Raw genomic sequence first — 13483 nt, forward strand, 5'->3', positions numbered from 1 at the left:
CTCTTAATACTGTGCTTAGCGGCCCGCGAACTTGTGGGCTGCTTCGTTGTCGGCTGCCTTGTTCGCCGCAATCAGGTTGTCGAAGAAATCAGCTGTGCCATCAATGAGTGAGCGTAGTGATTGTGTCAGTACCTCATACTCTGCTTCCACTCCGTGCAGTGCTTGAGGCGCATTGCCTTTACTGCCTTGCATATCAGTTGCCGAGGTATGCGTAGACCCTGTGTCAATGGCCCTGAGTTGCTGCACGAGATCCTCGATTTTGTCAGTGTTGACATCAATGGTTTTTGCCATGGCATGTGCCTTTCAATTCAATATAGGAAGCTGTCGTCACGGTCAACTTGCTCTATGAAGTTTGTGCAGGATGTGCTGAACGAATGAGAAACCTCTTTGATTTTTCCATGCGCGTAGAGTGTTTCCCCAACGCTGATGAATGCTTCTAACGCGTCATGCTGCGCACCGGAGACCAGCGCATCGTTGCTGATTTTCTTGAGAATGGATAGGTACTGGTGCATTGCGTTGTCTAAAACCTCTCCGCGCTTTTTGCACGTGGTTCCCACAGTCTGTACATAATCATCCTCGATGATGAGGTTCGGATCGTCTGCCATATTTATGCTCCATTCCTGCGTGAACGTTGGCGTTCCCGCTCTCGCTGCGCTTCTCGACGTTCATCGGATACAGCACGGTTGAGTCGTTGTTGGTACTGGGCTTTGTCGTTATTGAGGTCGGAGAGCACTCTCCCTAGATGCTGGATTTGCCGTTCAGCCTCTTGAATCTCAATGTTGACTCGGTGTAAGGAATCCTGAAAAGATTGCGACGCCTGCCGGTAGCGGTTGCCACTCAAGAGGGCCTGCATCTTGCTACTGTAACCGCGTGCGCTCTTGGCCTGTAAATTAACCTGATTGAGCCTATTAATAGTGTGCTGACGCCTGTCTTGTATGGTGTTGAATTGCTGTTGGCGTCTTATTACAGTTGAACGAAGACGAAGTAGCTGGTCGAGCTTTTGCTGTTCGGAGCGCTGTTGCTCCGTGATGTTTGCAAGCTGCCGGTCTGTTGCGGCAATCTGCCTTCGTATGGTGGCTGAGTATGACATCATTGCCTTTCGCTATGTCGTGCTGCATCGTACATCGCTTCAACTGCCAAGCAAGTTCGATGTTAGCATAAATCGATGTATTCACTGACCCCGGGCCTGTGCATCAAGGCTGCGGCCTGCGCCCACGTTACTGCCGCCGCGTTCCTCCGCCTCTCGCGAACAGTGGCGTTTATGCTGCTTATTAGACTGTCAATGTAATTATGCACTGGTAAAAGCTAGGGATACGGGGGATTGCAATGAAAGGTAAATTGTTCTTTCAATGAACATTCAGGAAACCTCCAGTCTGACTATCTTTACTCGTACAGTAGAAGTGGTTATCAACGGCGCGGCTTACCGGTCGACGGCGTGCTAAACGTAAAAGGAGCAGTCATGGCTGAAGATGACAACAAGGAGAGGTTCGACGCACAGTCCGCAGCGCCCGAGCAGAATGGTGCCGGCGGCAGCGACAGCGCTTCGCACAGCGGCGTGGAGAGCAGCCCGTTCTCCGGTCTGTACGGCAGTCAGTCCGAGTCGGAGGACTCTGCTGGCGGCGTGCAGGCACACGACGCGCAGTCGGCTGCAGACGAGAGCCCGACCGGTGCGGATACGGCAGCGCAGGGCGTGTCCCAGAGCGGGGCGGAACAGTCCACTGAACCTATTGCTCAGCCGGCCTCGTACACCGATAATCCTTATGAGACCAACGATTTCCTAACCACGCGCGTGGATGCTTCCCCGGCTCCTCAGTACGGTGCTCAGTACAACGCTCCGTACGGTCAGCAGACTACGCAGCAGTACAGCCAGCCGGAGTACGGCCAGTACGCTTACGGCCAGAACATGCCGGAGTATGGCCAATACAGCACCGCTTATACACAGCCTGACCAGGCTGCGGGCGCTGGCGCACAGTATGGTGCTCAGTCTCAGCAAGCTCCCACAGATGGCGCAGGCGCGGACGGTCAGCAGTACGGCGCAAACTTCGGTGGCGCTACAGGACCCGCAGGCCCGGTCGATCCGAACAATCCAAACGGTCAGCAGTTCGTCCCCGGCAATGGCGGAAACGGCTCCGCGGCGACGCGGCGCAAGCTCAGCAGCAACACGGTCACTGCCATCGTCTCGGCTGTCGTTACGGCGGTGCTATGCCTTGGCATCGGCTATACGGCGCTGGTCAATGGCTGGGTGCCGATTCACAGCTCCAGCTCCATGACCGGTATCAGTTCGAACACGTCCGGTGAGGGCACCGCCACACCCAAGGGTGGTGCCGCTCCGGATTGGGTTGCCGTCTCCAAGCAGGTGTCCAATGCCGTGGTTTCCATCCAGACACAGGTGCAGGGCGGTGAGGCCAAGGGTTCCGGCGCTGTGTTGGACACTGAAGGCCACATCGTCACCAACAACCACGTCATCTCCGGCGGCCAGGATATCCAGGTCACGCTCGCCAACGGTCAGATGTACAAGGCAAAGGTGACGGGCACCGACCCCACTACCGATTTGGCGGTCATTCAGCTCGAGAATGCACCCAAGGATCTCACTCCCGCCAAGTTCGCGAACTCCGACAAGCTTGCTGTGGGCGAGAACATCATGGCCGTGGGCAACCCGCTCGGCTATGACGACACCGCCACCACCGGCATCGTTTCGGCACTCAACCGCCCGGTGAGCGTGATGGACGACAACCAATCGCAGGTGGTCACCAACGCCGTGCAGATTGACGCGGCCATCAACCCCGGCAACTCCGGCGGTCCTACGTTCAACGTGGCCGGTGAGGTCATCGGCATCAACTCGTCCATCGCCACAGCTTCCTCGTCGTCGCAGGGTCAGTCCGGTTCGATCGGCATCGGCTTTGCCATTCCTTCGAATCTGGTCAAGCGCATCGCTGACGAGATCGTTTCCGACGGTTCGGCCAAGCACGTCATGCTTGGTGTCACTATCAAGGACGCCACAGTCGAGGCTGACGGCATCAACCGCAGCGGTGCACAGATCACCAAGGGCCAGAGCGGACAGGCCGTCACGCCTGGCAGCCCGGCGGCCAAGGCCGGTTTGAAGGAGGGGGATACGGTCGTGGCCTTCAACGGCAACGCTGTAGGCAGCAACTCCTCGTTGCTCGGCTTCGTGCGCGCTTCGGGCCTGAACGACAAGGTCAAGCTCACTGTGGTGCGTAATGGCAAGACCATGGACGTCGATGTCACGCTTGACAAGGAAGAAAGCCAGGTTTCCGGCTCCAACAAGCAGGAGAACGGTCAAAACGGACAGGGCGGTCAAGGTCAAGGTCAGCAAGGTCAGGGCCAAGGCGGCAACGGTTTGGGTGGTGGCCAGGGCCAAGGGCAGGACGGCAATGGCGGTGGCCTTTTCGATCCGTTCGGCCTGTGGTAAACCCAGGTAGCAGTAAGCGTAGATAGACCGGAAAATGGTAGTTGCCGCCAGACGGCACACGGTTATCTGATAGGCCCCGAGGTGATTTTGCCCGGGGCCTGCTTACATCTTGGGGACAAGTGCGATATGGTAGAGGCATATTGTGCGCGATGAGCATCGCGCGTGTACGAGTATGACGTATTGATTAAGGGAGAAAGCAGTGAGTGAGGCAAGTAGCGTAGCGAATGCGAGCGGAGAAGCGGCGACGGGGCAAGCTGGTGCTGCAGCGGCTGAGGCTGAGGCGGGAGCGCAGGCTCCGACGGCGGGTACTGGAGAACTGCGCATCGCTGTGGTAGGCGCTGGCCCTGCAGGAGTCTATTCTTCTGATATTTTCCTGCGTGAACTCGCCAAGCGTGGCGAAGAGCTCGGCCTGCCCACATCGGCTCGCATCGACCTGTTCGAGAAGCTGCCGGTGCCGTTTGGTTTGGTGCGCTATGGTGTGGCACCCGATCACCCGGCTATCAAGTTCATCACCGGTGCGTTGGAGAAGACGCTTGACAACCCGCGTATCCACTTGTATTGCGATGTGACGTTCGGCAAGGATCTGACGCTGGACGATGTGCTGCAGCGTTACGATGCCGTGCTGTTCGCCACGGGCGCGGTGGCCGATAAGCCGCTGTGCCTGTCGGGGGCGAACCTTGAAGGCGTGTTTGGTGCGGCACGGTTTGTGGAATGGTACGACGGCTATCCGACCGGTGCCAAGCAGTGGCCGTTGGAGGCTGAGCAGGTTGCCGTGATTGGCGGCGGCAATGTGGGTATGGATGTGGCACGTGAACTGATGCGCCGTGCCGACGATCTTAGGGAAACCACGGATATTCCTGACAACGTGTATGAGGGCATCGCGGGCAACCGGGCCAAGGAATTGCACATGTTCATTCGCCGCGGTGTGGCGCAGGCCAAGTTCTCGGTGCAGGAGCTGCGCGAGCTTGAGCAGCTGCCCGGTGTGCAGCTCATTGTGGACGACGCTGATTTCGAATTGGATGATGACACGATTGCCGAGGCGGGCACCGATAAGCTCACCCGTCAGATGGTGGAGGAGCTGTTCGCAGTGCGTGACATGGCTGAGGATATGTCCGATGGCACTGATTTCGAAGGCAATCCTGCTGACCGTAAGTACTACCTGCATTTCAACGCCGACCCTGTGGAAATTCTGGGACAGGACGGCAAAGTGGCTGCGTTGCGCGTGGAACGTACATGCACCAGCGCCGACGGTGTCATGAAACGTACGGGTGAATTCACGCAATACTCGGTGCAGTCGGTGTATCATGCCATCGGTTACCAGCCGGCGAGCGTGGACGGTGTGCCCTACGACGATCGCCGTGGTGTGTTGGCCAACCAGGACGGTCGCATCGTCACCGAAACCGGCGTGGAGACAGGTTCTGCCGCTGAGATATGCCCAAGGCTGTATGCCACCGGTTGGGCCAAGCGCGGACCGGTCGGCCTCATTGGCTCCACCAAGTCTGACGCGCTCGCCATCGTGGGCAACATGCTTGATGATTTCGCCGCTGCAGGTCATGCTGGCCAGGTGGCGCCTGACCGTGATCCGGAGTCCATCGACCGTCTTTTGGCTGAGCGTGGCATTCGACCCATTGACTTCGCTGGATGGAAGCGCGTGGATGCGTTTGAGCGTGAACAGGGTGCCCAAGAGGGGCGCGAGCACAAGAAGGTAACTGATCCTGACCAGATGCGTTCGCTGGCACACGGAGAGTGAAACAATGGTGATGCGGCCGCGGGTGAGCTGAATAGCTTCCCTGCGACCGCCGCGCAGGAGGGTACTGACATGAGCGGTTTAGACGATGGACCAGAAGGTTTGGTGGGGCGCGAGTCGTCGGCTCTGCCGGGAAGATTCGGCGAGCCGTTGGAAGTCACGCATGTGTTGACATCGCGAGGTGGTGGCAATGCGGTGCCGTCGCGTCCATTGTTCCTGTGCTTGCATGGCTGGGGCTCGAATGAGCAGGATTTGGCCGGTATCATGCGCTATGTCGCGCCCGATAACGATTTTGTCTCCTTGCGGGCACCCTTAGTGCTGCAAGCTGAGGGGGCGGGGGAGTTTGGCATGGGTTCCGGCGCGTTCAGCTGGTTCCATGACTCAGTCCCGGTGGGTGAGGATTTGGACCGCGATGCCTATGCGGCGAGCCAAGCCATTGACCGCTGGGTGGCTGAACATGTTGATCAGGGTCGCCCGGTCGTGCCTATCGGTTTTTCGCAGGGCGGTCTGCTGGCCGTGCATTTGCTGCGCATACATCCCGAACGTTACCGTGCCGCTATCTCGCTATCTGGTTTTTTGGCTCCTGGCGGTGTGCCCGGCACCGCTCCTGCGGACGACCGTTTGGCAGGGTTGAACATTCCGGTGTTCTACGGTTATGGGCAGCAGGATGCCGTGCTGCCCAAGTATGAGATGTCGGCGATGGCCGCTTGGCTTGGGGAGCACTCGTGGCCGACGGTCAAAGCATATCGTTCGCTTGACCATGCGGTGAGTCTTGAAGAGTTCTCCGACATTCGCCAGTGGCTCATTCTGCACAATCTGTCATCAGGCGTAATCTGAAACTACGGCTATGCTGCCTGCGTCGCGTCGCGTCGCACCGCACCGGCCGGCATGGCACATGGCACCACAGCAGCGTAGCCGCAGATTCGTCAAGCGGATGAGGTGCCGATGGTGATGCTGCGTTTATAGCTCGGAATCTGCATCCACCTGCATCACATACACATTGCGCCGTAGCTGTTTGGCTTGAGCGCGTGTGATCTCCTCGTTTTCCAGCATGTCTTGAATGATGCCCAACTCAATGGTGTAGCTCTCGTGCCGCGCCTCCTGTACTTTGGCGGAAGCAGTGGCATTGGCCTCCAGTGTGGGGCGACTGCGTAGCGACGATTCCGTGCTGCGATAGTCCAGCAGCAAGGCCGAATAGTATGCGGTCAGCGCTGTGCTACCGCCCATGGCTTCTGAGATACGGTTGATGACGTACTCCACGGCCTCAATCTGGATGTCGTGGACATACTTATAGATTTCATCTTCCGTCAGCATTGGGGCCGTGCGTCGTATCTTGCTGTTGAGCCTGTGCATAACGAGCTTGAACCTGTGCCAGTTGGCACGTATACGTCCGAGTATCTTAGCCACCAGGCGGCTGCCGGTCTTTTTGGCCTTCCGATTTTCGGTGTGGCGCAGCGAGTTCATGATCTGATCCATCATGCGTTCACATGCTTCGATCTGCAGGTTGCGCACATGCTCGCTGAGCGAGGTGTCGGCTTTGACTTGTGCCAGGCGGTTTTTAATGTAGTCTTTCTCCCAACGCAATGCTTCGATCTGCAGGTCTTGGAACTTCTCGGCGTCAATGGTGCCAGTGCGCTGTTTCAACCTGGTGATGCGCTTGTTGTAGGAGTCGATAACGGGCAGCACAATGCGCCGGTTTTCCGACGTTACACCGCTGGACAGCTCCTCCACGGTACGCTTGAGCACGGTGATGGTGACGTTGGCCAGTTTGGCCGCACCGTCGTCAGAGCTTTTGTTAGGCGCCAGCAGGGGGAGAAGGAAGTTCGCCAGCAGCAGTGTGACGATGATGACGCCCGAGGCGATGAAGATGAGTTCCGAGCGCAGGGGGAACAGCTCACCGGTGTCAATGACGAACGGGATGGTGAACATCAGCGAGAGCGTGATGGTACCTTTGGCTCCACCGAAGGTCATGATGGCGGCGCTACGCCAACGGTGGCCGTCCATCTTCTTGCGCTTGCCGGTGGCTGGGTCCTTCGAAGTGCCCACCATCACCGCCACCCACAGGAAGCGCAGTGCGAGCACGACTGCCGAGACAAGCAGAATCAGTTCCAGCAGTGTGCCGTTTGATACCGCTTGGTCTTCCCAACTGGCACGGATGGTATCGGGCAGTTGCATGCCGAGCAGAATGAACACGGTGCCGTTCAGGCTGAACGAGACCACGGACCATACGCTGTTGGAGACGATGTTGGTACGTGCCGTGTTCGGGCTGATGCCGGTACGGTCAAAGTGCACAAAGAGGCCGAATGCCACTACGGCAAGTATGCCGGACACGTGCGCGACTTCATCGGCTACCGAGTAGACGAGGAAGGGGAGGAACAGTTCCATGAGAATGCGGCTGGTGGTGGTTTCCCACCCGGCTGCACGTACCGCTTCAAAGAGTTTGTTCGTTAGGAATGCGGCTACGACTCCTATGATGGCTCCGCCGACGAAGGAGACCACGAAATTTCCTGCTGCCTCGGCAAAGGAGAATGAGCCGGTCACAGCGGCCAAAATCGAGAACTGGAAGCCCACTACGCCCGAGGCATCGTTGAACAGGGATTCTCCGGAAAGGATGCCTTTTTGCCGTTCGGTCAGTGATGCTTCATGGCTCAATGACGAGACTGCCACTGCGTCTGTGGGGCCAAGCGCCGCTCCCAGGGCGAATGCTGCGGCCAAGGGGATGCCCGGCCATGCCCAGTGCAGTACGAATCCAATGACCGCCATGGTTATCAGTGCCAGTCCGATCGCGAGTTCCAGCGACGGCTTCAGTGTTTTAATCAACGTCTGCTTGTTGATCTGGTGTGCTTCCAGGTACAGCAGAGGCGCGATGAACAACACCATGAATAGAGATGGGTTGAGTTTCACCACGGGGAACGAGGGCAGGAACGTAAGTGCAACACCGAGTGCTATTTGTACCAACGGCGTTGAGATACGAGGAATGAAGCGGCTCACGAAAGACGAGAGCACCACCGCCCCCAAGATGGACAGGATCAGTTCGAGTATTTCCATATATTGCTCCTCGTTGACTGTATTCGTGATGTTGTGCTGACAGCATATTGGCACGCTTCGCCACGGTACGTGCGTAGGCGCACCGTACACTGGTGTGTCCGCGTTTTATACTGGCTTTTCATAGGTCTCCTCCCATTATAAAGGATTGTTCTTTCCGTCTTATGTCTATTATTTGCCCTTCTACATTTTCTTTGGGCGGACATGCGTATTTTCTTGGGAGACGATCGCGTTAATGTTCGCCGAACCCTGTCGTTACCGCTAGACTACCCGTATGAGCGATTCTCTTCAGCCTGCTGCGATTTCCACGACCGCAAAGACCACTAAGCCTGTCCGAGGTACAAGCGGTTTCACATCGGCTATGCATCGGGCTCTGAGTTTGGCTGAAGACGCACAAGCCGCCGGCGAAGTGCCTGTGGGAGCGGTGGTGTTAGATGCCGCAGGCGAGATTATCGGTGAGGGGCGGAACCGTCGTGAGACCAGCGGCGACCCTCTGTCTCATGCTGAGGTAGAAGCGTTGCGTCAAGCAGCTGTATCTCATTGTGCAGCGTCCGCCGATACCTGCGGCACAGGCACCACTGCTTCGTGGAACTTGTCGGATTGCACGTTGGTAGTCACTCTTGAGCCGTGTCCCATGTGTGCAGGTGCTGCACTTCAAGCGCACATCGGCCGCATTGTGTTTGGCGCTTGGGACGAGAAACTGGGGGCCTGCGGGTCAGTATGGGACATTCCGCGTGACCCGCACATCGGTTCACGACCTCAGGTATTTGGGGGAGTGTGCGAATCCGAGTGTGCTGCAGTATTGCAGGACTTCTTCTCGGCTCGCCGTCGTGTTACTTCCTAGGCAGCTTCGGGCCAATGCCCGGCGTAATTTTCAGCGCGGTCCACACACATCTCAGCAGTATTATGCACAGGTAGGCCGCCAGCAAGTAAGATCCTGTGCGAGCTGACACCATTGTGGCAAGATGAGTGCCGATTGGTGCTGCTATGGCTGCCACAATTCCAATGAACAGTCCTTTTCTTACATCCACCAAATGCCGTTTCCAATTGGAGAGGGTGCCGGTGATGGAACTGGGGAACATGGCCAGCAATGACGTGCCTCGAGCCACTAGGTCTGAAGCACCGAACAGCAGTGAGAGGGCAGGCACTGCAACAGCGCCTCCACCTACTCCCAGCAGAGCTGACAGCATACCGATGATTACGCCGAGCACTATGAGACTGACTGCCGTGCCTGTGCTCATGGTGATGCTCGAGTCGCGAGAAGGCGTATACACGAGTTGCGAAATTACCACGAAGAACAGGAATGCCACGTATACCCAGCGCAGCAACAGTTCTGATAGACGCGAGAGCAGCCAACTGCCGATGAGTGAGCCGATCACCGTGCCGCACACCATGAGTAGCGCTGCCAACCAGTCCACATGCCCGTCTGCAGCGTACGAGATCACGCCGGATATGGACATCGGAATGATGGAAGCAAGCGACGTGGCTGCCGCGTGCCGCTGCGTCATGCCGATCCACACCATCGCCGGAACGACAATTGATCCGCCGCCAATACCGAACAGGCCTGAGAGCACGCCTGCCAGAAGGCCCACCGCCACCATCACAATGGTGCGCTTCACTGTGGCAATTGGCATACGGCTCATATCAGCGTCCCATTTTCCGTAAAGCGTTGCACATCCGGCTGCAAGCGTTCGTACTTGCGCCGGGTTTGCGCAAAGTCAACGAAGAAAAGCTTGTACCAGGTCAGGAAGGTAAAGATATTCCATATCTGACGTCTGGCATCCCTCACGCCGTCAAAGTTTTCCTGCAGCAGTTTCAGGATTGCCTGCTGATCGAAGAACTGAGCAACCCAATCCTCGCTGAACAGCGCACGAATCTGACTGCAGTATTTTTCTTGTCTTAGCCAAGATTTGATGGGCACCGGGAAGCCGAGCTTGCGTCGGTTGGCACACTCATCGGGCAAGCGTCGGTTGGCAGCCCTGCGGAAGATGTCCTTCGAGTCATGATTGTTGATGAGTTTGCTTGAGGGGATGCCGTTCGCCAGTTCTGCCACTTCGCGGTCGAGGTATGGCACACGCAATTCGAGCGAATGCGCCATGGAAATCTTGTCGGCCTTCTGCAGGATGTCGCTGAGCATGAAGTGGTGCAGGTCGATGTACTGCATCTGTTTCACATCTTCGGCACCAGCAACCTTGTCAAAGTCGCGTTGGTACAGGTCCTGCGCGGTTGGACCGTTGCGGTAGGCCGGCTTCAGCACTGCATCAGCCTGTTCGTCGGTAAAGATGGTGGGCTGATCTAGATCATAGATGTACGACTGACCGGCATAGTATTCCCGCGGTTCGGCGGTCTGCGTGTACATTTGCGTGCGCCCTGGGAAGTTCGGCATCTTCTTGAGTGCGCTGGCCATGGCCTTGCGAGCCGGGGCTGGCAGTTTGTGCATGGCGCTCGCCGCGCTTCGCAGTGTTTTGTTGTTGGTATGAATGCCGTAGTTGACGTACCCGGCAAACAGCTCGTCCGCACCCTCTCCGGAGAGCACTACGGTTACCTTCTTGCGCGCCAGTCGGCACAGGTACCACAGCGGTACCACCGAGGGGTTGGCATCAGGCTCGTCGAGGTGGTATTGCATCTCGGCGAAATCTCGGAACGCTTCGTCTCCGTCAACGCTGCCTTGGTTGAAATTCAGCCCTTCGCTCTCGGCCAGCAGCTTGGCGTTGCTGGCTTCGTCGTAGGGGCCTTCGTCGAAGTTGATGGTGAAGACTTCCTCCGGTTTGAGCACGGTGGTGATGTAGCTTGAATCCACACCTTCTGAGAGGAAACTGCCCACGGGTACGTCGGCTACGCGGTGCGCTTCCACGGACTCGGTGATGGTGTCATCGATTTCGGCGATGATTTCTTCGTCGCTGCGGCTGTAGTCGATGGCATAGGTGGCATCCCAGAATTCATGCGTGTGCATGGTGCCGTCGTGGTATTCGAACCAGTGCCCGGCGGGGAAGCGGTATACACCCTTGAAGAATGTCTCCTCGAGATCGTTGTACTGGTTCATCAGGAACGGTTTGACGGCCGTCTGGTTGAGTTCCTTCTTGAAATGCGGGTGTACCAGGAACGATTTGATTTCCGATCCTGCGATGAAGGTGCCGTCTTGGTTGTAGTAGTACAGGGGTTTGATGCCGAAGTGGTCACGTGCTCCGAACATGCTTTTCTTGTTGTCATCCCAAATCAGGAAGGCGAACATGCCGCGCACCCTGCTCAGCAGCTGATCCATGCCCCATTCCTCATACCCGTGCAGCAGCACTTCGGTATCGGCTTTGGTGCGGAAGGTGTGCCCCGCGGCGATGAGTTCTTCGCGTAGTGTTTGGTAGTTGTATATCTCACCGTTGAAGGTGATGAGTATGGATTCGTCTTCGTTGAAGATTGGTTGTTTACCGCCTGCGAGGTCGATGACGCTCAGACGTCGGAATCCCATGGCTGTGGTGTCGTTGGTGTAGAAGCCGCTGCCTGACTCGTTGGGCCCGCGGTGCGCGATCATGCGCATCATGGATTGAATCGTTACGTCTTTATCTACAATCGTTGGGTCACAAAACGCCACAATACCGCACATGCGCTCCTCCAGTCTGACAGCCCTTGTCTGTCGTTCAGCCCCAATGGCCCCTGGGCAGTTTCGTTGATGCTGTGAACGGTCGGGCTAATTGCCGCCGTAGATTTCCAAGAATAGCTACAACCGTGGGCTAATGGTGCAGCGATTTCGTGCTATGGAATACCGTATCTTGCTATACTATTTCATCTTTACAACGCGCTTGATGAGGGCACTGTTTCTTGAATTCATAAGGATTCTGGGTGATTCTCCAATATGTTCGCATGGTACATATCCTGATTTTCACTCAGAGGATTCCTGAATCGTCTGTTCAACCAATTCCGGCAGCGCTTGCGCGATGTCGTCGTGTATCAATGAGGTGGCGATCCGGTCATACTGGGTGCGCCCCATGTTCATGATGGTCACTGGAACCCCGGCCTGTGCGGCGATTGGTGCCAGGCTTGCAGCAGGGAACACTTCTAAAGTCGAACCGATTACCCAGAATTCATCTGCCTTCGCCACAGCTGCACTGGCGCGTTCCATCGCCCCTTCGGGCAGCATTTCCCCGAAATACACCACGTCGGTTTTGATGATTCCGTTGCAGGGCATGTTGCCGCTATAGGGAAGTCTGCGGTGGCAGTGCGGGTCTGGTTCCTCGTCCAGCGTTGCCATGATGTCTGCTGTCCGGTATTGTGCGTGGCACTTCATGCAGTGCGAGGTTCCGATGCTGCCGTGCAGATTGACGATGATGTCGCTTGAGTTGCCTGCTTTCTCGTGCAACGCATCGAAATTCTGCGTGGCCAGCAGGGTCAGCATGCCTGCCTCTTCCAGCCTCACTAGGGAGCGGTGTGCTGCCCCGGGTTCTGCATTCCACACTGGTGAGGCTTTCTGCCAGGCCCAAGAGTATTGGCGCTGCTTGGTGTCACTGAGGAATGTGTCGATGTCGTATACGCTCATCTGTTCGGGGTGCTTGGTCCATACCCCGTCCGGACCGCGAAAGTCCGGTATGCCTGCAGAGGTCGATATCCCTGCGCCTGTCAATACCGCAATGTGTTTGCTCATATCTTCAAGTTTATAGCAGGTTCGTTGCGGACAGGTGAGCGGTAAGTATTGGCGTAAGCCATCGGCTTGACTGTTTGCAGCAAGCCGGGGCTGGGAAGATTGCCAAATTCCGATTGGGCAAAACATGAGCAGGAATGATTGAGGGCATATAGAGGTAGGGGCATATAGGTACACGGATGTGCCCTGCCTAAGAAGGTCAATGGCGTGGGGTGGAAAAGAGGAGATATAGAGGCACGGCGTGCTGGGCTTTGGGGCGAAGATGGGGGAGTGGCTATACAACACGCCGATGAACGCCTAATTTTCGAGCTTGATTCGGGAAATATTGTGGCTAAACTAGGTTGAAGAAGGCATAAAAGCCGGTTTTCGACACGCCGAGAGAACCCCTGAATTTCAAGGGTCTCGCGGCATTCTTGCGTACCCGACTTGCGCAAAGTCAAGAACTCGCGTATATTTATCTCTTGCTGCTCATCACAACAGCTTCTCTCCAAGAGATGATGTTGAGTTGGTGTGGTGGTGGTTTGAGAACTCAAGAGTGTGTCTGTACTACTTTATTTTTTGTTTTGATTGCCAGTCCGATGTCTGCCTTGCTGTTGTGGTGGGGTCACCGAGGGGTGTTAATTGATGTCGG

11 protein-coding genes are annotated in these 13483 nt (G+C 56.6%); 4 read left to right on the top strand and 7 right to left on the bottom strand.

What is annotated here, in order from left to right; genetic code table 11:
• Window positions 1-15 precede the first annotated feature (15 nt).
• Genes AC3B5A_RS06700 through AC3B5A_RS06710 form a run of 3 tightly spaced genes read right to left on the bottom strand, consistent with a single transcriptional unit; the run spans window position 16 to window position 1093 of the window.
• Window positions 16-291 carry a hypothetical protein gene (locus AC3B5A_RS06700; protein ID WP_489799827.1) on the bottom strand — a complete coding sequence of 92 codons (276 nt, stop codon included), beginning with the start codon at window positions 289-291 and terminating at the stop codon, window positions 16-18.
• 17 nt (window positions 292-308) lie between these two features.
• Window positions 309-605, bottom strand: coding sequence for a hypothetical protein (locus AC3B5A_RS06705; RefSeq protein ID WP_489799829.1), 297 nt, complete (start codon window positions 603-605; stop codon window positions 309-311).
• Window positions 606-607: 2 nt separating this feature from the next.
• A complete protein-coding gene (locus tag AC3B5A_RS06710) occupies window positions 608-1093 on the bottom strand; it encodes a hypothetical protein (RefSeq protein WP_489799831.1) in 486 nt (161 codons plus the stop codon).
• Between the two features lie 366 nt (window positions 1094-1459).
• Here AC3B5A_RS06710 and AC3B5A_RS06715 point away from each other — a divergent pair, with 366 nt between their 5' ends.
• The 3 genes from AC3B5A_RS06715 to AC3B5A_RS06725 all read left to right on the top strand — a co-directional run bounded on the left by AC3B5A_RS06715 (window position 1460) and on the right by AC3B5A_RS06725 (window position 6014).
• Window positions 1460-3430 (top strand): S1C family serine protease, encoded by a 1971-nt coding sequence (locus tag AC3B5A_RS06715; RefSeq protein ID WP_489799833.1) that lies wholly within the window; start codon window positions 1460-1462, stop codon window positions 3428-3430.
• A 316-nt stretch (window positions 3431-3746) separates the two neighbouring features.
• Window positions 3747-5180, top strand: coding sequence for an FAD-dependent oxidoreductase (locus AC3B5A_RS06720; protein WP_489799875.1), 1434 nt, complete (start codon window positions 3747-3749; stop codon window positions 5178-5180).
• Between the two features lie 69 nt (window positions 5181-5249).
• Window positions 5250-6014: an alpha/beta hydrolase gene (locus AC3B5A_RS06725; RefSeq protein ID WP_489799835.1), complete on the top strand. Its 765-nt coding sequence runs from the start codon at window positions 5250-5252 to the stop codon at window positions 6012-6014.
• 123 nt (window positions 6015-6137) lie between these two features.
• On the opposite strand, the gene AC3B5A_RS06730 is transcribed toward AC3B5A_RS06725, so the two are convergent.
• Window positions 6138-8225: a cation:proton antiporter gene (locus AC3B5A_RS06730; protein ID WP_489799837.1), complete on the bottom strand. Its 2088-nt coding sequence runs from the start codon at window positions 8223-8225 to the stop codon at window positions 6138-6140.
• Between the two features lie 358 nt (window positions 8226-8583).
• On the opposite strand from AC3B5A_RS06730, the gene AC3B5A_RS06735 reads away from it, so the two are divergent.
• A complete protein-coding gene (locus AC3B5A_RS06735; protein ID WP_489799877.1) occupies window positions 8584-9066 on the top strand; it encodes a nucleoside deaminase in 483 nt (160 codons plus the stop codon).
• On the opposite strand, the gene AC3B5A_RS06740 is transcribed toward AC3B5A_RS06735, so the two are convergent.
• From AC3B5A_RS06740 to AC3B5A_RS06750, 3 genes are all read right to left on the bottom strand, one after another.
• Window positions 9056-9865 carry a sulfite exporter TauE/SafE family protein gene (locus AC3B5A_RS06740; RefSeq protein WP_489760854.1) on the bottom strand — a complete coding sequence of 270 codons (810 nt, stop codon included), beginning with the start codon at window positions 9863-9865 and terminating at the stop codon, window positions 9056-9058. The genes AC3B5A_RS06735 and AC3B5A_RS06740 overlap by 11 nt on opposite strands.
• Window positions 9862-11820 (bottom strand): asparagine synthase (glutamine-hydrolyzing), encoded by a 1959-nt coding sequence (gene asnB / locus AC3B5A_RS06745; RefSeq protein WP_489799839.1) that lies wholly within the window; start codon window positions 11818-11820, stop codon window positions 9862-9864. The genes AC3B5A_RS06740 and asnB overlap by 4 nt, the downstream gene beginning before the upstream one ends.
• Window positions 11821-12096: 276 nt before the next feature.
• A complete protein-coding gene (locus tag AC3B5A_RS06750) occupies window positions 12097-12855 on the bottom strand; it encodes a Sir2 family NAD-dependent protein deacetylase (protein WP_489799841.1) in 759 nt (252 codons plus the stop codon).
• Window positions 12856-13483: the final 628 nt, after the last annotated feature.

This window comes from Bifidobacterium sp. ESL1133 (genome assembly GCF_058107325.1).

Bases quoted from the DNA above. Each gene is read 5' to 3' on its own strand.
- AC3B5A_RS06715 (WP_489799833.1), top strand. From the start codon at position 1,460: ATGGCTGAAGATGACAACAAGGAGAGGTTCGACGCACAGTCCGCAGCG.
- AC3B5A_RS06705 (WP_489799829.1), bottom strand. From the start codon at position 605: ATGGCAGACGATCCGAACCTCATCATCGAGGATGATTATGTACAGACT.
- asnB (WP_489799839.1), bottom strand. From the start codon at position 11,820: ATGTGCGGTATTGTGGCGTTTTGTGACCCAACGATTGTAGATAAAGAC.
- AC3B5A_RS06735 (WP_489799877.1), top strand. From the start codon at position 8,584: ATGCATCGGGCTCTGAGTTTGGCTGAAGACGCACAAGCCGCCGGCGAA.
- AC3B5A_RS06730 (WP_489799837.1), bottom strand. From the start codon at position 8,225: ATGGAAATACTCGAACTGATCCTGTCCATCTTGGGGGCGGTGGTGCTC.
- AC3B5A_RS06750 (WP_489799841.1), bottom strand. From the start codon at position 12,855: ATGAGCAAACACATTGCGGTATTGACAGGCGCAGGGATATCGACCTCT.
- AC3B5A_RS06700 (WP_489799827.1), bottom strand. From the start codon at position 291: ATGGCAAAAACCATTGATGTCAACACTGACAAAATCGAGGATCTCGTG.
- AC3B5A_RS06710 (WP_489799831.1), bottom strand. From the start codon at position 1,093: ATGATGTCATACTCAGCCACCATACGAAGGCAGATTGCCGCAACAGAC.
- AC3B5A_RS06725 (WP_489799835.1), top strand. From the start codon at position 5,250: ATGAGCGGTTTAGACGATGGACCAGAAGGTTTGGTGGGGCGCGAGTCG.
- AC3B5A_RS06740 (WP_489760854.1), bottom strand. From the start codon at position 9,865: ATGAGCCGTATGCCAATTGCCACAGTGAAGCGCACCATTGTGATGGTG.